The sequence below is a fragment of the Pseudomonadota bacterium genome (assembly GCA_023229365.1).
In the GTDB taxonomy this organism is placed as follows: domain Bacteria; phylum Myxococcota_A; class Polyangia; order JAAYKL01; family JAAYKL01; genus JALNZK01.
In genome coordinates, this window is sequence record JALNZK010000112.1 from 1 (window position 1) to 17416 (window position 17416).

Below are 17416 nucleotides of genomic sequence, written 5' to 3' on the forward strand. Positions count from 1 at the left end.
TCCACCTTCACTTTTTCGAAACCGCAGCCGACCGGCTGCTTCACGTCGGGATGGCCGCTAAACAGTTACTCTATTTGGGGAGACTGGGTGTACTGGGATTGGCAATCCGACGGATCGGACAGTTTCTCTCGTGAAGTGTTCCGAAAAAATGTTCTTACAGAAGAACAACAACAACTGACCAACTCTGATTGCGCAAGCTATCTCCCAATGCCAGGACAAGAAGAAGTGGTTTTCTACCGAGGTTGCGAAGGCGACACCGTTGGCACGATGTATTATCTGGACATTGATGACTTGGAGACCCACTTGATTTCTTCAGAGGCAAATGGCAACCCCGGAGGGTTTGACTTTGACGGAATGAAATGGGTCGTCTGGGTCGACGAGGTCGGCACATCCGTCGTCAATTGGTTGTGGAAGTACGATGTGCTCAACGGTGTTGGCCCGACGCTTGTACAAAGTGGAATGACCCAAATCACATGGCCCAAAATCGATGACGGAAAGGTTTATTCCGGCATTTGGGACAGCCCCGCGGATTTGACGAACAAGTGCGATGTTCGAGTTCATGATTTGGATACTAATGTTGGAAATTGGGTTTTCAGCAGCCCTTGGGATCAAATTGGACCTACGGTTTCCGGAAATGTGCTCGCATATGAAGATACTGAAGAGCTCGCACACAACTGGTTTGAGGATCAGACGTCGTACTTGGAGCTTTACGATCTTGATACCGGTGTGACCCGCAAATTGACGGACGTGGCCTTCGGCTACACTGGCATCGCGCGGCACGACAAGTACTTCGCCTATAATGCAGGCGATCTACTCATCCTCTGCGACCTCGAAGCCGGCGGCTTCATCGACTCGACTGGTCATGTGTGCCCGGAGGGCGGCTGCCCGGAGCTCGACGGCGGCGTGGACGGCGGAGCGGACGCCGGGGAATGAGCACGGCCGTCGCTTCTTGATCGAGGTCGCCCGTCGAGGTGGACTACCACGCGCCCCGTGCGCTATCATGCCCGCGACTTTCGACGAAGAGGAGTCCAAGATGCGCAGAATCGCAACGGCGTTCGTGGTCCTCGCCTGCATCGCGGCCGCGTCCTCGGCGCAGGCGCAGCGCGAGGTGCACTGGCAGATCAACCCGAGCGGGTTCCCGGACAACGCGGCGGTGTTCGTCGACGTCAAGGACGGCGTCCAGTTCACGCGCAGCCTCCCGGCCACGTCGTTCGCCGTGTCGGTGGACGAGTACGCCGGCGAGCAGGGCGGCTGGATCATGAACCAGGCCCAGCAGATCGCCGGGCAGGCGGGTGCCATGGTGCTCATCATGATCGACCGCTCGCGCAGCTACACCGGCGAGTTCGAGCGCGCGAAGCGGATGGCCAAGGAGATTGTCGAAAGGATGGATCCGACGAAGGATCAGATCGCGATCGCGTCCTTCCCGGCCATGAGCGGGTACTCCGAGGCGAAGCAGGAGATGGGGTTCTCCAAGGACAAGGCGACCTTGAAGGCCGTCATCGACAAGATCGCGCTGCCGCCGAAGGGCGACGAGACCGCCGCCCGCTTCTGCGACTCCCTGAACGAGGGGCTCAACTTCTTCCCGGACACCGTGAAGGACAAGTACCGCGCGGTCATCTTCCTGACCGGCGGCGCGGACAAGGACGAGGGCAAGGGCAACTGCGTGCAGAAGTCGTACGCCGCGGGCAAGGTGCCGTTCTTCACCCTCGGGTTCGTCCTCGACAAGAAGTACGACGACCGGCGGAACTCCCACAAGATCGAGAACGGCCTGTACGATCTCGCGCAGGCCACGGGCGGCCAGTCGTGTTTCCGCCGCTCGGACTCGGAGATCGCGACGTTCGTCGGCATGTTCTGGAACCGGGTCCGCAGCCAGTACCTGCTCCAGATCAACTTCCCGTGCTTCAACCCGGCGCCCATCATTGAGCACACCTCGATGCTCAAGGTCGAGGGCAAGGACACCGAGGGCATCAAGTTCCAGGCGACCTCGGCCCAGGCGCCGCTGCCGACGATCACCGCGCTCTACCCGGCGCAGGCCTACCGGACCGACGTCGACGACGGGAAGGTGGATCTCACCGTCGACGGCAGCGGCTTCTGCGGCGGCGCGGCCCAGCTGCGCGCCACGGTCAACGGGATGGCGGTGCAGGTCAGGAGCGCGAACCCGTTCCGGCTCGTCGCGTCGCTGAACTCGACCGTCGACACCGGGACCGTCAAGGTCACGAACCGCTTCGGCCAGACCGGCGAGAGCGTCCTCAGGTTCGAGGTGGTCAAGCCGCCCAAGGGCGCCGAGGCGAGCAGCACGCTCATGGTGCTCGTCATCCTGATCGTCGTGGTGGTCGTCCTCGCGGTGCTGATCGTGGCGATCAAGTCCCGCAAGGCGAAGGTCGTCGTGCCGCCGCGCGCCCCGGCCGCGCCCTCGAGCGCCCCGGCCGCGCCCTCGCACGCGCCCGCGGCCCGGACCGTCGCGCTCAGCAGCGTCTCGGGCGCGTTCGTGGTGCGCGCCGACGGGAGCCGGGTGGAGCTCGTCCCGGGGCAGAACCTGATAGGCCGCGAGCCGCAGTGCAGGATCAAGCTCGACGTCGCCGGGGTGTCGAGGGAGCACGCGCGCGTCGACTTCGATCCGCAGACCAACCAGATCTGGGTCACGGACAACGGCTCGACCAACGGCACGTACCTCGGCCCGAAGGACGGCCCGCAGAGCGGGGCGGCGAGGCTCGCCGCACGCACGCAGTGGACCGCGAACGACGCGGTCTGGATCGGCGGCGACAAGCTGCTCGCGGTGATCGAGGGCGCCCCCAAGGAGGGTTGACATGGGCACGCAGCTGATACGTGCGACCAAGGGTCGGCTCACGGTCGGGCGTGCACCGGACAACGACTACGTCATCGATCACCCCATGGTCTCGGGCCACCACGCCCGCCTGACGTCGAAGGACGGCGGCTGGCTGCTCGAGGACCTCGGCGCCGCGAACGGCACGTTCCTGAACGGCGAGCGCGTGACCGCGCCCGTCGCCATCGGCGGCGACGATCGGGTCCAGATCGGCCCGGTGCGGCTCCGCTTCGCCGCGGACGGCCAGGTCGAGTCGGACGACCTGCGGCTCGCGACGCGCGTCGACGTGCAGGGCGTCACCTTCGACGTGAAGCCCGGCGTGCGCCTCCTGCGGGACGTGTCGTTCACGATCGAGCCGGGCGAGTTCGTCGCGCTCATGGGCCCCGCGGGCGCGGGCAAGACCACGCTCATGGAGAACATGAACGGCAACATGCACCCCACCGAGGGGCGCGTGCTCGTCAACGGCATCGACCTCCACGCGCAGTTCGACGCCATGCGCGGCCACATCGGCTACGTGCCGCAGGACGACATCGTGCACCGGAACCTCACCGTGTACGAGGCGTGCTACTACACCGCGAAGCTGCGCATGAAGGGGCTCACGGAGAAGGAGCTCCACGATCGCGTCGTCGAGGTCCTCGTGGAGCTCGACATCGCGCACCGCGCGAACACCGTCATCGGCGGGCCCGAGGCGCGCGTGCTGTCCGGCGGCCAGCGCAAGCGCGTCAACCTCGCGATGGAGCTCGTCACCGACCCGGCGATCCTGTTCCTCGACGAGCCGACCTCCGGCCTCTCCTCGGCGGACGCCAAGAGCGTGATGGACGTGCTCAAGGGGCTGTCCAAGAAGGGGCGGACCATCATCCTCACGATCCACCAGCCCGCAAAGGAGATCTACGAGATGATGGACAACGCGCTGATCCTCGGCGTGGGCGGCCGCCTCATCTACTACGGATCGACGCTCGATTCGTACGCCCGGTTCGGCTCCGGGCCGACCCCGGATCTCCTGTTCGAGAAGCTCTCGCCGAAGGGCATGGTCGAGGGCGACTGGGACGCCATGCAGCGCGCCTACACGGAGACGCACTGGTACAAGCGCTTCGTCGTCGATCGCGCGGACGCGGGCCGCACGCAGCACATGCAGGCGCCGGTCGCGCGCGCCGGCCGCAGCTTCGGGTTCCGCCAGTTCTTCATCCTGTTCGAGCGGCTGACCAAGCTGTACACGCGCGACGTCGGCTGGCTCATCGGCGCCGTCGTGGGCGCGCCGGTGCTCATGTTCTTCCTCGCGATGCTGCTCGACAAGCCCGACCAGCGCCACGTGCTCCTGTTCATCTCGACGCTGCTGGCGTTCTTCTTCGGGATCTTCCCCGCGATCGAGATGATGCACAGCGAGCGCACGATCTACATGCGCGAGCGGATGGTCAACCTGAAGATCCCGTCCTACCTCATGTCGAAGATCGTGTTCCTGCTCGCCTTCGGCATGTTCCAGGCCGCGTCGCTGACCGCGGTGCTCTACTGGTACAGCGAGGTGGACGCGTCCTTCCCGCCCTTGTTCCTCATCCTGCTCTCCGTGCAGGTCGCGGGGGTGACGTCGGGCCTGTTCTTCTCGACGCTCGCGAAGTCGAGCAAGCTCGCGCTGCTCCTCATGCTCGCCTGGCTCGTCCTGATGCTCGCGTTCTCGGGCTTCGTCATCCGGCTGCCCACGCTCCGCGATCAGGGCACCGGGATGCTCCTCGCCCCGAGCGCCATGCGCTGGGGCCTCGGCGGCCTGATGGACGCCGTCAACGACGTGGCGACCGACAAGGTGCTGTTCTTCGGCTTCGAGGACGACCTCTGGTCGCTGAACGCGGTCGTCAACGGCTTCCTCGCGCTCCTGCCCGCGTTCCTCACGGCGATCGTGCTCAAGATGCGCGACAGGGTCTAGCGTGGACGAAGGGCCCGCCGCGAAGAGCGCGCTCGCCCCGTGGAAGGTCGGGGTCGTCTTCCTCGTCGCGGTCGGCCTCGAGCTCTCCGTCGCGGGGATACTGGGCGTCGTCTGCGGTGCCGGCGCCGCCGCCCGTGGCGAGGATCCGCTCTCGTGGATCATGAGCGCGCCCGTGATCGTCGTCCAGGTGATCGCGGGCTCCGCGACGCTCGCCGCCCTCGCCGTCGTCGTGGCGAGGCTGCGCCGCGCGGGGATCCGCCGCTCCCTCGCGCTCGTGGCGCCGAGGCCCATGGCGCTCGCGATCGCCGCGCTCGGCGTGCTGCCCCTCGGGATCCTGTCGGACGAGCTGACCTTCGTCGTCGGGCGGGCGGCGCCGCAGCTGTTCGACGGCTTCCTCCTCGCGCGGTTCGCCGAGTCCTTCTCGGGCGCGTCGGTCCCGTGGTTCGTCGCGCTCACGGCCGCCATCTCCGTCGGCCCGGCGCTCGGCGAGGAGCTCCTGTTCCGCGGGCTCTTCCTCGGGGCGCTCGCGGCGCGCCTGCCGAAGGGGCTCGCCGTCGCCCTGTCCGCGATCCTGTTCGGCGCCATCCATTTCGACGCGCTCCAGGGCCTGGGCGCGCTGCTCATCGGCCTCTACCTCGGGTTCGTCGTGCTCGCGACGGGCAGCGTCTGGCCCGCGATCGCGGCGCACGCGATCAACAACCTCCTGTGCGCCCTGTTCGCGCGGTTCGATCCGCAGGGCGCCGGGAGCGCCTACGAGACCGGCCACCCGCTGCCGCTCGTCGCCGCCTCGGCCGCCGCCGTGGCGGTGATCGTCGTCGCGCTTGTCAGGATGGGCCCGGACCGCGAGCCCGGCGAGGCTCACTCGTCGTAGAACAGCGGCGCGCGCTTCTGGGCGAACTCCTCGATGGCGGCCTTGTCGCTCGGCATCAGATCCGTGAACTTGACGCCCATCCCCGGCGCCGTCTCCGGCGCCGTCGGGTTGTACTCGCGCACCCACTGCACCACGCCGCGCGCGGTGACCGGGCGGCCGCCGGGCAGCTTGAAGTTGACGATCACCGGCGCGTCGACGGGCTTGGGCTCGAACGTGGCGATGAAGATGCCGCCCTCGTCGATGTTCTCCGAGAAGCCGGTGTAGAACTGGTGGTCCGTGTTCATCGAGAGGACCGTGTTGACGTTGATCGAGACGGCCTCGGCCGCCGCGGCCTTCCCGGCCGCCACCGGCGGGGGCATGGAGACCTTCGACAGCCGCTCCTTCGCCTCCTGGACGACGGGGTGGAGCGTCTTGAGCGCCTTCGCGATCGAGGCGGCGGCGACGCCTATCGCCGAGCTCTCGATCTGCAGGTCCTGCAACGTCTTGAGCGCCTGGGCGAGGTGCTCCATGGCGCGGCGCATCATGTCGATGGCGCCCGGCGAGTCGGCCGGGAGCTTCATCGCCGGGAAGAGCTTGCCCTGCGCCTTCGCGAGGTTCGCGGCGAGCTGCTCGAGCGCGCCCGCGAGCGCCGGATCGGCCTGGCACGCCTCGAGCCCGGCCATGATGTGCGTCCGCGCGGTCTCCGCCGGGTGTGTCATGCCGTGAACCATATCGCAGCGCCGCGCGGTTGCCAAGAATCACGGGGTGGGCGAGCCCTTCGCGGCGGCCGGGGCGCAGTCGCCGAGCACCTGGACGCTCTGCGCGCGCTTCGGCAGGAAGCGGTCGAGCTTGCCGAAGTACCACCCCAGCCCGAGCGCGAGGACGACGAGGACGACGAAGTAGAGCTTCCACGGGCGGCGCTTCGTCGCGAACGGATCCGCGTGATCGACCTTCGCGCCCTTGGGCAGCTTCGCGAGCTTCGTGAGCGATCCCCCGAGCGGCACGTTGAGCAGCGCCCGCGAGTTCACCGCCCAGCCGTTCGCGTCGAGGAGCGGCCCGAGGTTGCGCTGGCGCAGCTTGAGCCAGGCGATGAGCATCGAGGGCCCGGAGATGAGCAAGAGGAGGCCGAGGACGCCGAGCGGCATCCAGATCCCGAGCCCGAAGAACGCCTGCAGGAGCGCCCCGAGCGCGGCGGTGATGCCGCCGACCGCGACGCCTATCGCCGCGACGATGCCGATGTCGAGCTTCTTCGGGGCCGGCGGCGCCGCCGGGGCCGGGGCCGTGGTCGCGGCCGCGCCGACGCTCTCCGCTCCGGCCGTGAGCTGGCCGCTCGACTTCGCCTCGCTCGCCGCCGCGCGCTTCGAGATCTGCTCCTCGATGAACTTCATGAGCTTCTTGTAGGGCATCCAGAACGCCTGGCGGACGCTGATCGGGTTGTCCACGAGCCGGACGATGGTCGCGTCCCAGTCCTTCCCCTCGTTGTCGAAGAAGACGCCGTTCCTCCCGACCATCAGGTTGTCCGAGTCGCCCGCGGTGACCGCCGCGGCGATCGTCATCTTCTCGCCCGTCGCCGGCCGCGTGCAGTCGCAGTACGCGAGGACCGCGCGCGAGAGCGGCGACATCGTCGCGTGCTTGGGGAGGTCGTCCACCCGGATGCACAGCTGGCACTCGCGGTGATCGAGGTACAGCCGCCCGATCTGGAAGATCGCCGGCCGCGTGCGCTGGTAGAAGTCGGTGAAGCTGACGTAGTTGTTGACGAGCCGGTAAAGGTCCCGGCTGAGGCGCACGAGCTTCTCGACGGACGCGATCGACTGCGCCGTCGGCTCCTGCTTCTTCTCCTCCTCGAGGAGCGCGTCCAGCGGCTTGCGGGCGCCGTCCTTCGCGAGCTCCCTGAGCCGCTCGGCGCCGAGCCTCTCCACGGCCGCGCCGGCCTTCCCGCCCTGCCACGCCTCGTACGGGGCGAAGCGCCTCTTGAGCTCCGCCCAGTCGGCCTCGGCGAGCGCCGCCTTCTCGCCGAGCAGCGGCTTCACGACCTTGGCCGCGAGCTCCGAGAGCGCGTCGCTCCACGCCGGGTTGACGCCCTTGGAGAGCGGGAGCGCCCGCCCGGCCGCGACCTGCGCGAGCGGGAACGCCCGGATCTCCTCGCTCGTGATCGTGAGGTCCTTCGCCGCGATGGCGATGTACGCCTCCTCCTCCCGGTTCAGCGCGTTGATCGCGCGCTCGTCGAACGCCGCGAGGCGGCAGCGCGTGAAGTAGTCGTCGATCTTCGCGCGCACCGCGTTGAGGGCGTCGAACGCGGCGCCGGTCTCCCCCTTCAAGGGGAGGGCCGCGGGATCCGCGTCGCCCTTGGCGAGCCACGCGACGTGCTCGCCGACGAGCCCGAAGAACTCCGTGATCTTCTCGGCGTCGACGCCGGGCTTGCCGCCGCGGTCGACCTTGCCGCCCGTGCAGTCGACGATCTCGGCGATGAGCTTCCTCCCCGCGTCGTCGGGGGCGGAGAGCTCGGTGATCACGCCGTCGCCGTTGAACGGCTTGGCGTCGAACGCCTGGATCGCCTCGGTCATGTCGGCGACCGAGAGCGCGGCGGCCGAGCCCTTGCCGAGCCCTTCGAGCACGGTCTTCGACACGGCGAGCAGCTTCGCGCCCTCCTCGGTCGCGTCGTCGATCGCCGCGAGCGGCAGCTCGGCGGGGCTCGACACGAGGAGCCCCGCGTCCTTGAGCAGCGAGGTGGTCCACTTCACGGCGTCGAGCAGCTCGGGCGCGCGGATGCGGCCGTCCTTGTTCGCGTCGATGAGCTCGAGCGTCCGCGGATCGAACGCGAGCCCCTTGGTCGGGCAGGCGAGCGCGACCCAGAGCTTCAGGTCGAGCGACTCGAGGTTCTTGAAGTCGTCGCCGGACTCGAAGCGGACCTGATCGAAGCCGCCGGCGCGGAAGAACGAGAACGCGTGCTTGTCGGCCATCGTGTTGCCTCCGCCGTTTCGCCCCTCGCGGGGACTGGAACGTGGATGTTACAGCTTCGGGCCGCGGCGTCCCAAGGGGTTTCTCGGCGGCTCACGTGAGGTCCCGTGCGAGCCGTTCTACCCCCTCGACGGTCAGGGGGTACATCGGGAAGAGCCGCCCGATGAGGTCGACCGACGGCGCGCCCCAGAAGCGCTCGTCCATCGGGTTGAGCCAGGCGGCGCGCTCGAAGTGGTCCAGGATCCGCTCGAGGTAGTGGACGCCGGGCTTGTCGTTCTGCTCGTGCCAGTGGATCGAGCCGAACGGCCGGACGAGCTCGCCCGGGTACATGTAGGCGTCCCCCACGAAGACGAGGCGGGTGTCCCGGCCGAACCGGCGGAACAGCTCGTGCAACGGGATGGGCATGTCGAAGCCGGCGTCGGCGTACACGCACTCGTACACGCAGTTGTGGAAGTAGACGTGCTCGAAGCGCTTGAAGTGGCGCGCGCCGTGCGCCGCCGAGAAGAGGAGGCTCGTGAGGCGCCGGAACGGATCCATGGATCCGCCGACGTCCATCGCGAGGAGGAGGCTCAGGCTGTTCTTCCTCGGCGGCTCGAAGACGAGCTGCAGCTCGCCGCCCTCGCGGGCCGTGCGGTCGATCGTGGCCTCGACGTCGAGTTCCTCGCACGCCCCCTCCCGATCGAGAGCGCGCAGCTTCTTGAGCGCCACGCCGAACTGGCGCGTGTCGAGCACGAGATCGCGGCGGTGCTCCCTGTACCGGCGCTCGGCCGCGACCTGCACGGCCGAGCCGAGGCGCCGCTCCCCGCCGACGCGGATGCCCCCCGGGTGGTACCCCGAGTGCCCGAAGGGGGAGGTGCCGCCCGTCCCGACCCACCGGCTGCCGCCGTCGTGCCGCTCGGTCTGCTCCCGCAGCCGGCGCTCGAGCTCCGCGCGCAGCGCGTCCACGTCGACCTCGTCGAGCAGCCGCCGCCACGCCGGGTCGATCGTGTACGGGGCGATCGGGTTCTCGAGCCAGTCGAGGACGTCCTTCTCGATCGCCCGCACCGGCAGCTCGACACCCTGAAAGTGCGCGGCGAACGCGAGATCGAAGTCGTCCAGCTCGGACTCGTCCTTCACGAGGATCGAGCGCGCGAGCGAGTAGAACCCCATGAGCGACGAGCCGTGCAGGCCGAGCGCCAGGGCCTCGACGAGCGCGAGCCACTGCGTCGGCGTGACCTTCAGGCCCCGGCCGCGCAGCAGGTAGAAGAAGGAGAGGAAGATCCCGGTCCCCTCGCGCATCTCAGGGCCAGGTGGACCGCTTGAGGCGCCCGCCCCCGACCACGGCCTCGAGATCCTCGGGCTTCTTGACGAGCGCGCCGAGGAACGGGATCTCCTTGGCCACGACCGAAGGGGGGATCCCGGCCGCGACGAGCGCGCCGATCCAGTCGATCAGCTCGGAGGTGGAGGGGCGCTTGCGGACGCCCTCGACGCCGCGCAGCCAGTAGAACTTGTTCAGGCACTGCTCGAGCAGCTTCTTCTCGATGTCCGGGTAGTGCACGCGCACGATGTCGGCCATCAGCTTCTCGTCCGGGAACTGGATGTAGTGGAAGACGCAGCGGCGCAGGAACGGATCCGGCAGCTCCTTCTCGGCGTTCGACGTGATGATGACGACCGGGCGGTGCACGGCCTTGTGGAGGTCGCCCGTCTCGACGACCGTGAACTCCATCGTGTCGAGCTCCTGGAGCAGGTCGTTCGGGAACTCGAGGTCCGCCTTGTCGATCTCGTCGATCAGCAGCACGACCCGGGTCTCGCTCGTCAGGGCGCGCCCGAGCGGCCCGAGCCGGATGTACTGGCGGATGTCGGAGACGTCGCGATCCCCGAACCGGCTGTCCTGCAGCCGCCGGACCGTGTCGTAGACGTAGAGCCCGTCGATCGCCTTGGAGGTGGACTTCACGTTCCACGCGACGAGCGGCAGCCCGAGATCCTCGGCGACGGCGTGGGCGAGCAGCGTCTTGCCCGTGCCGGGCTCGCCCTTGACGAGCAGCGGCCTCTGGATCGCCGCCGAGACGTTGACCGCGGGGCGCAGCTCCGGGGGGGTGATGTAGCGCTTGGTCCCTGCGAATCGATCGAACTCGGTGGCCATCTCGTCCGCTCCCGCGCGATGCCGCTCGCGCGGCGAGGGGACTATACGTCGTCTTTTCCCCCCGTGCTATATTCCCCGCCGCACGCGCGCCCTCCTTCGGGGGAGGAGCGATCGCAACGGGAGGGCGACGGCGATGACGGACATCCGCTGGGTCTGCATTTCGGACCTGCACCTCGGCGAGGAGGACAGCCTCCTGACGAACCTGAAGGCGGCCAGCACGGACACGGATCCGACGAGCGCGAGCCCCGTGCTGGTGGCGCTCGCGGAGTGCTTGAAGGCGCTCGTCCGCGGCAACGCGGGTCAGCGGAAGCCGACCTTGGTCCTGGCCGGGGACGCGCTGGAGCTCGCGCTCGCCAACGACAACCAGGCGATGATGGCGTTCGAGCGCTTCGTCGAGGCGGTCCTACCCCCACCCCCGGGGGAGCGGCTGTTCGACGATATCATCTACATCCCGGGGAACCACGACCACCACCTCTGGGAGCTCGCGCGCGAGACCCAGTACGTCAACCACCTGAAGACGCTCGCCCCCCGGAGCCACCTCCCCGTCCCGTGGCACACGACGAACATGCTGGCGCCGGAGGCGACGGCTCTCCCCCCGTCCTACACGCTCACCGGGGTCGTCCAGCGCTACGCGCACCTCCGGGAGATGGTCGTTCGGACGGCCTACCCGAGCTTCGGGCTCTTCGACGCGGCGAGCCGCCGGTGCGTCGTCTTCAGCCACGGCCACTACGCGGAGTCGCTCTACCACTTGATGACCCGGCTCACCGATCTCGTCTTCCCGGATCGGATCCGCCCGGCGACCGTCTGGGACGTCGAGACCGAGAACTTCGCGTGGATCGACTTCTTCTGGTCCACCATGGGCCGGTCCGGCGACGTGGGCGAGGACGTCGAGCTGATCTACGAGAAGCTCGGCGACCCGGAGCAGTTGAAGAGGCTGCTCGCGTCGCTCGCCTCGGGGCTCGCCGCGAAGCTCGACCTGCCGGGGTGGGGAGACGAGATGGAGGCGGCGCTCCTCAGGTGGGCGTTCGCCGCCGTCGTGAAGCGCGTCTGCGGCACGGAGCGCACGAAGAACGCAGGGCCGCTGACCGAGGACGCCGCACAGGGGCTGCGGGCGTTCCTCGCCGGGCCGCTCCGGGCGCAGCTGCAGTCCGAGCTCAAGGGCGAGATGCCGTCGGACGTGACCTTCGTCTTCGGCCACACGCACAAGCCGTTCCAGGAGGACATGGACTTCCCCGGCTACCCGCGGTGGGTCCACGTCTACAACACGGGCGGGTGGGTCGTGGAGACGGTCGCGCCCGAGCCGCTGCACGGGGGCGCCGTCGTGCTCGTCGACGAGGAGCTGAACACGGCCTCGCTGCGGATGTACAACGAGTGCGCCGAGCCCGGCGGCACCGCCGTCTCGCTCGAGGAGGCGAGCCACCCGGGCGCGCCGCACAACCCCCTCTTCGACCGCCTGCGCCAGCTCGTCGACCCGGCGGAGCGACCGTGGAGGGAGCTCTCGGCGGCCGTGGCGGAGGGGGTCCGGACCCGCGCCGGGAACCTCGCGGGGCGGATCGCCGAGCCCGACTGACATTCCCCGGCGCTGTGATATTGTCCCGTCGGGATTTGGGGGCTCTCAACGGCCCGGATTGGAGGGACGCATGAAGAAGCTGATCGCGGTGGTCGCGGTGTCGATCGCGGGGCTCTGGATCTCGTCGTGCGCGGAGCCGGCGACGGCGGACGAAATCGACGAGATGTGCCGGCACCTGGGCGGCCTCGGCGGCGACTCCGCCTCGCCCGAGGCGGCGCGGGCGAAGCTCGCGCAGGTGAACGAGGAATACGACGCCCGCCTGAAGAAGCTCGAGGCGGAGAAGGCCGAGGCGATCGCGCGCATCGACGCGGACGAGGAGCTGGCGCTCGCGGAGGTGAAGCCGCAGGACGCGGCGAAGCGGACCGCCATCGTCAACGAGTTCGCGAAGAAGACCTCGGACATGAGGATCGAGCTCGACGGGAAGATCAAGCGGCAGACCGAGGAGCGGGACGCCGCCGTCAAGACCGCGCAGGAGGCCGCCGACGCGGCCGAGGCCTCGTGGAACGAGGTCGTGTACAAGTGCACGGCGGAGGGCGCGGGCGTCTCCAAGCCGGTCGCGCAGTGCCGGATCGCGGCCGCCACCAAGGACGCCTGGGACAAGTGCGAGTAGGCTGCGCGGCGGACGGTTCACCGAGAAAAGAGGACGAAACGATGCACCAGGAAAGACCGAGCTGCCCGGGAAAGAACAGGTACCTCCGCGGCAAGCGAATCCTCCCGAAGCCCATCTCCGAGGAAACCTCCGTCGTCGACTTGATCGACAACATGGACGCCTACAACGGCGGGCGCCTGCGGGCGGCGTGCCACCTCCTGAAGGAGAAGTACTCCCGGGACGACGTCACGGTGGGGTTGAGCCTGGCGGGCGCGCTGACTCCGGCGGGCCTCGGCCCTTCGACGGTGATCCCGCTCATGAAGCACGGGTTCGTGGACTGGATCACGGCGACCGGCGCCAACATGTACCACGACATGCATTTCGCCTTCGATCTGCCCATGCACAGGGGCAGCCACAGCGTGGACGACGTGGATCTGCGGAAGGAAGGCGTGACCCGCATCTACGACATCCTGTTCGACTACGAGGACGTCCTGATGGAGACCGATCGCCGCCTGCGGATGATCATGATCCGCCCCGAGTTTCAGAAGGAGATGGGGACGCGCGAGTTCTACCACCACCTGGGCAAGGTGATGGACGAGTACGAAAGGAAGAACGGGCTGGGCGAGGTGAGCATCGTCGCGGCGGCCTACCGGCTCGGGATCCCCGTCTTCACGTCCTCCCCCGGCGACTCGACCATCGGGATGAACGTGGCGGGGCTCGAGCTGCTCGCCGAGGCCGCGGGCCTGCAGGACCTGTTCAAGCTGAAGATCAACCCCAGCCTAGACGTCAACGACTCCACGGCGATCATCCTCAACGCGAAGCGGTACGAGAAGGGGAAGACCGGGGTCATCCTCATCGGCGGCGGGAGCCCGAAGAACTTCGTGCTCCAGACCGAGCCGCAGATCCAGGAGGTCCTGATGATCCCCGAGGTGGGGCAGGACTACGACATCAACGTGACGGACGCGCGGCCGGACACGGGCGGCCTGTCCGGCGCGTCCCCGAGCGAGGCCGCGAGCTGGGGCAAGATCGATCCGACCAAGCTGGACGAGGCCGTGACCGCGTACCTCGACGTGACGGTCGCCTTCCCGCTCATGGTCGCCTACGTCCACCAGACGACGGCTCCCAAGCGGCTCAAGCGGCTCTACGATCGAGGGGCGGAGCTGCGGGCCAAGCTGATCGAGTCCTACCTGGAGAACAACAAGGAAATCGACGCGCTGAAGAAGCAGATGAGCCTCCTCCATGCCTGAGCGCGCGGGCGCGGCGGGGGATCTCCTCGCCCTGGCGGAGAAGAACGGGACGCCCCTGTTCGTCCTGGATCACGGGGTGCTCCGGGAGAACTGCCGCCTGTTCATGAAGTGCCTGCCCAGGGTGCAGGGCTACTACGCGGTCAAGGCCAACTCGAACCAGGAGATCGTGAAGACCCTGTTCGACGAGGGGGCCAGCTTCGACGTCGCCTCGTACAGCGAGTTCATGCAGGTCTACGACTTCATCCGGGATCTCGAGGAGGAGAAGAAGGACTTCTTCATCTGGGACAAGATCATCTTCTCCAACACCATCAAGGACCGGGAGACGCTGCGCCGGATCAGGCGCTACCGCCCGCTGGTCACCTACGACAACGCGGAGGAGATCCGGAAGATCAAGGAGCACTGCGACACGGCCGGGCTGGTGCTGCGCCTCAAGGTGCCGGACGCGGGGTCCCAGGTGGAGATGGGATCCAAGTTCGGGTGCGAGCCCGGGGACGCGGCGGATCTGATCCGCGGCGCCTTCGACGCCGGGCTCCAGGTGGAGGGGGTGAGCTTCCACGTCGGGAGCCAGTGCACGCACTTCGACAACTACACGAGCGCGCTCGCCATCGCGTCGCAGGTGCTGAACGACGCGCGGAGGGCGGGCCACGGGCTCAACATCGTGGACTTGGGCGGCGGGTTCCCGGTCCCGTACGACGACCGGGTGCCCCGCTTCGAGGAGCTGGCGGAGCTGCTCAACGCCGAGATCCGGAGGCTGTTTCCGGAGGACGTGGAGATCATCGCCGAGCCGGGGCGCTTCATGGTCGCCACCGCCGCGGCGCTCGTCACGGAGATCATCGGCAAGGCGAGACGGGACGGGAAGATCTTCTACCACATCAACGACGGCCTCTATCACACCTTCTCCGGCGTGGTGTACGACCACTGGGTCCCCAACTTCCACGCCTTCAAGGACGGCGAACAGGAGGTGTGCGCGGTGGTCGGGCCCACGTGCGACAGCTTCGACAAGATCTCGCTGTCGGTCCTGCTGCCGCCCGACCTGGAGGTCGGGGACTACCTGTACACCGAGAACATCGGCGCCTACAGCGTCGCGTCGTCGACCCGGTTCAACGGCTTCGAGGGGGCCAGGATCCTCCACAAGCGGTGATCCTCCGTTCCGGTCGGAACGCTCCCGTCACCTGTTCCCGCGCGACTCGAGCGCGCGCTTGAGGTAGCGCCCGGTGTGGGTGCCGCTGCACGCGACGTCCTCGGGCGTGCCGGCCGCGACGATCTCGCCGCCCTGGGCGCCGCCCTCCGGGCCGAGGTCGATCACCCAGTCCGCGCACTTCACGACGTCGAGGTTGTGCTCGATCACGACGACCGTGTTGCCCTGATCCACGAGCTGCTGCAGGAGCTCCACGAGCCGCTTCACGTCCTCGAAGTGCAGGCCGGTCGTCGGCTCGTCGAGCACGTACAGCGTCGAGCCGGTCGCCTTGCGCGCGAGCTCGCGCGCGAGCTTGAGCCGCTGCGCCTCGCCGCCGGACAGGGTCGTGGCGCTCTGGCCGAGCGTGATGTAGCCGAGCCCGACGCTCGCCATCGCGGCGAGGATCGGGCGGATCTTCGGGTGGCTCTCGAGCATGTCGAGCGCCTCGGCGCAGGTGAGGTCGAGGACGTCCGCGATGCTGCGCCCCCTGTAGCGCACCTCGAGCGTCTCCCGGTTGTAGCGCCTGCCGCCGCAGACCTCGCACGTCACGTACGCGTCCGGGAGGAAGTTCATCTCGATGTGGATGAGGCCGTCGCCCTGGCACGCCTCGCAGCGGCCGCCCTTGACGTTGAAAGAGTAGCGGCCCGCGCGGTAGCCGCGCGCCCGGGACTCGGGCAAGGTGGCGTAGAGCTCCCGGACGAGGCCGAACAGCTGCGTGAACGTCGCCGGGTTCGAGCGCGGCGTGCGGCCGATCGGCGCCTGATCGATCTCGACGATCTTGTCGAGATCGCGAACGCCCGACACGCCGTCCACGAAAAGGCCCGCGGCGCCCGTGCGGCGAACGGCGTGGCGGACGGCCGGCAGGAGCGTGTCGACGACGAGGGAGCTTTTGCCCGACCCCGACACGCCGGTCACGGCGATGAACAGGCCGAGCGGGAACTTGGCCGTGACGCCCTTGAGGTTGTTGGCGCGCGCGCCGGAGATCACGACCGCCCGCGAGCTCGTCGTGCGCCGCCGCCTGGGCACGGGGATGGACAGGCGCCCCGAGAGGTAGCCGCCGGTCAGCGACCTCGGATCGCGCTCGATCTCGGCGGGCGTGCCGCGCGCAACGACCTCCCCGCCCGCGCGCCCGGCGCCGGGGCCCATGTCGACGACGTAGTCCGCGGCGCGGATCGTCTCCGCGTCGTGCTCGACGACGAGCACCGTGTTCCCGCGATCTCGCAGCTCGGCGAGGGTGCCGTTGAGCCGCGCGTTGTCGCGTTGGTGCAGGCCGACGGACGGCTCGTCGAGCACGTAGGTGACGCCGACGAGCGCGGAGCCGATCTGCGTCGCGAGGCGGATCCGCTGGAGCTCGCCGCCGGACAGGGTGTCGGTCGCGCGATCGAGGGTGAGGTAGTCGAGGCCGACCTTGACGAGGAAGCCGAGCCTCGTCGCGATCTCCGCGAGGAGCGGCGCCGCCACGGCCGCCTCGCGAGTCGGCAGCGCGAGCGACGCGACGTACCCGGCGCACTCCGCGGCGGTGAGACGGCACAGCTCGGCGAGGTTCCGGCCGCCGACGGTGACCGAGAGGCTCTCCTTCTTGAGCCGCGCGCCCCCGCAGTCGGCGCAGCGGGTCCGGCTCTGGTACCGCGCGAGCTCGTCCGCGGCGAGGTCGAACGGCTCGCGGGCGCCGCCCTCCTTCTTGCGCCGCTCGAGCTCGTGCCTGCGGCGCTCGAGGTTCGGGAGGACGCCCTCGAAGGGGCGCTTGAGCGTGAGGACGCTCGCCTCCCTGGCCACCGTGAACTCGAGCTCGTCGTCCGTGCCGTGGAGCAGGATCCGCCGCGCCTCCTCGGGCAGATCGCGCCACGGCGCGAAGGGATCGACGGCGTACTTCGTGCACGCCGCGTCGAGCAGCTGCCGGTAGAACGCCGCGTTGCGGCGGGACCAGGGCGCGATCGCGCCGTCGCGCAGCGAGATCTTCGGATCCGGCACGACGAGCTCCTCGTCGAAGAACAGCACGTCCCCCAGGCCGTCGCAGGTCGGGCAGGCGCCGGCCGGCGTGTTGAACGAGAACGCCGCGGGCTCGAGCTTCGGCAGGGTGAGCCCGCACGCGGCGCACGAGTGGCGGTCCGTGAAGGTCAGGTCCTCGCCCTCGACGGGGGAGATCACGACGAGGCCGCGGCTC

The 17416-nt window shown here is 68.6% G+C and carries 13 protein-coding genes; 8 read left to right on the forward strand and 5 right to left on the reverse strand.

Translation table 11 applies throughout. The features are described 5' to 3' along the window. The 4 genes from M0R80_25575 to M0R80_25590 form a co-directional block, all read left to right on the forward strand. On the forward strand, positions 1 to 933 hold a 933-nt coding region (locus M0R80_25575; GenBank protein ID MCK9463007.1), incomplete at its 5' end, for a hypothetical protein. 100 nt (positions 934 to 1033) lie between these two features. Continuing rightward, a complete protein-coding gene (locus M0R80_25580; GenBank protein MCK9463008.1) occupies positions 1034 to 2806 on the forward strand; it encodes an FHA domain-containing protein in 1773 nt (590 codons plus the stop codon). Position 2807: 1 nt separating this feature from the next. After that, a complete protein-coding gene (locus M0R80_25585; GenBank protein MCK9463009.1) occupies positions 2808 to 4739 on the forward strand; it encodes an ATP-binding cassette domain-containing protein in 1932 nt (643 codons plus the stop codon). Between the two features lies 1 nt (position 4740). After that, on the forward strand, positions 4741 to 5610 hold the full coding sequence (locus M0R80_25590; protein ID MCK9463010.1) for a CPBP family intramembrane metalloprotease: 870 nt from the start codon (positions 4741 to 4743) through the stop codon (positions 5608 to 5610). On the opposite strand, the gene M0R80_25595 is transcribed toward M0R80_25590, so the two are convergent. The 4 genes from M0R80_25595 to M0R80_25610 form a co-directional block, all read right to left on the reverse strand. Then, a complete protein-coding gene (locus tag M0R80_25595; GenBank protein ID MCK9463011.1) occupies positions 5598 to 6308 on the reverse strand; it encodes a TIGR02266 family protein in 711 nt (236 codons plus the stop codon). The two genes, M0R80_25590 and M0R80_25595, sit on opposite strands and share 13 nt — an antisense overlap. A gap of 39 nt (positions 6309 to 6347) precedes the next feature. Then, on the reverse strand, positions 6348 to 8549 hold the full coding sequence (locus M0R80_25600; GenBank protein ID MCK9463012.1) for a hypothetical protein: 2202 nt from the start codon (positions 8547 to 8549) through the stop codon (positions 6348 to 6350). 91 nt (positions 8550 to 8640) lie between these two features. After that, positions 8641 to 9825, reverse strand: coding sequence for a VWA domain-containing protein (locus M0R80_25605; GenBank protein MCK9463013.1), 1185 nt, complete (start codon positions 9823 to 9825; stop codon positions 8641 to 8643). Position 9826: 1 nt separating this feature from the next. Next, positions 9827 to 10669, reverse strand: coding sequence for a MoxR family ATPase (locus M0R80_25610; protein MCK9463014.1), 843 nt, complete (start codon positions 10667 to 10669; stop codon positions 9827 to 9829). A 133-nt stretch (positions 10670 to 10802) separates the two neighbouring features. Here M0R80_25610 and M0R80_25615 point away from each other — a divergent pair, with 133 nt between their 5' ends. The 4 genes from M0R80_25615 (at position 10803) to M0R80_25630 (ending at position 15216) form a co-directional block, all read left to right on the forward strand. Then, positions 10803 to 12239, forward strand: coding sequence for a hypothetical protein (locus tag M0R80_25615; protein ID MCK9463015.1), 1437 nt, complete (start codon positions 10803 to 10805; stop codon positions 12237 to 12239). A gap of 70 nt (positions 12240 to 12309) precedes the next feature. Further along, positions 12310 to 12849 (forward strand): Sds3 domain-containing protein, encoded by a 540-nt coding sequence (locus tag M0R80_25620; protein MCK9463016.1) that lies wholly within the window; start codon positions 12310 to 12312, stop codon positions 12847 to 12849. Between the two features lie 41 nt (positions 12850 to 12890). After that, entirely contained in the window at positions 12891 to 14075 is a 1185-nt protein-coding gene (gene speY, locus M0R80_25625) for a deoxyhypusine synthase (protein ID MCK9463017.1), read from the forward strand. Beyond that, entirely contained in the window at positions 14068 to 15216 is a 1149-nt protein-coding gene (locus M0R80_25630; GenBank protein ID MCK9463018.1) for a type III PLP-dependent enzyme, read from the forward strand. The genes speY and M0R80_25630 overlap by 8 nt, the downstream gene beginning before the upstream one ends. Before the next feature lie 27 nt (positions 15217 to 15243). On the opposite strand, the gene uvrA is transcribed toward M0R80_25630, so the two are convergent. Beyond that, on the reverse strand, positions 15244 to 17416 hold a 2173-nt coding region (gene uvrA / locus M0R80_25635), incomplete at its 5' end, for an excinuclease ABC subunit UvrA (GenBank protein ID MCK9463019.1).

What these genes read in the sequence shown, in the direction of transcription:
- M0R80_25620 (MCK9463016.1), top strand. Translation starts at nt 12,310, where the DNA reads ATGAAGAAGCTGATCGCGGTGGTCGCGGTGTCGATCGCGGGGCTCTGG.
- M0R80_25585 (MCK9463009.1), top strand. Translation starts at nt 2,808, where the DNA reads ATGGGCACGCAGCTGATACGTGCGACCAAGGGTCGGCTCACGGTCGGG.
- M0R80_25600 (MCK9463012.1), bottom strand. Translation starts at nt 8,549, where the DNA reads ATGGCCGACAAGCACGCGTTCTCGTTCTTCCGCGCCGGCGGCTTCGAT.
- speY (MCK9463017.1), top strand. Translation starts at nt 12,891, where the DNA reads ATGCACCAGGAAAGACCGAGCTGCCCGGGAAAGAACAGGTACCTCCGC.
- M0R80_25610 (MCK9463014.1), bottom strand. Translation starts at nt 10,669, where the DNA reads ATGGCCACCGAGTTCGATCGATTCGCAGGGACCAAGCGCTACATCACC.
- M0R80_25615 (MCK9463015.1), top strand. Translation starts at nt 10,803, where the DNA reads ATGACGGACATCCGCTGGGTCTGCATTTCGGACCTGCACCTCGGCGAG.
- M0R80_25605 (MCK9463013.1), bottom strand. Translation starts at nt 9,825, where the DNA reads ATGCGCGAGGGGACCGGGATCTTCCTCTCCTTCTTCTACCTGCTGCGC.
- M0R80_25580 (MCK9463008.1), top strand. Translation starts at nt 1,034, where the DNA reads ATGCGCAGAATCGCAACGGCGTTCGTGGTCCTCGCCTGCATCGCGGCC.
- M0R80_25595 (MCK9463011.1), bottom strand. Translation starts at nt 6,308, where the DNA reads ATGACACACCCGGCGGAGACCGCGCGGACGCACATCATGGCCGGGCTC.
- M0R80_25630 (MCK9463018.1), top strand. Translation starts at nt 14,068, where the DNA reads ATGCCTGAGCGCGCGGGCGCGGCGGGGGATCTCCTCGCCCTGGCGGAG.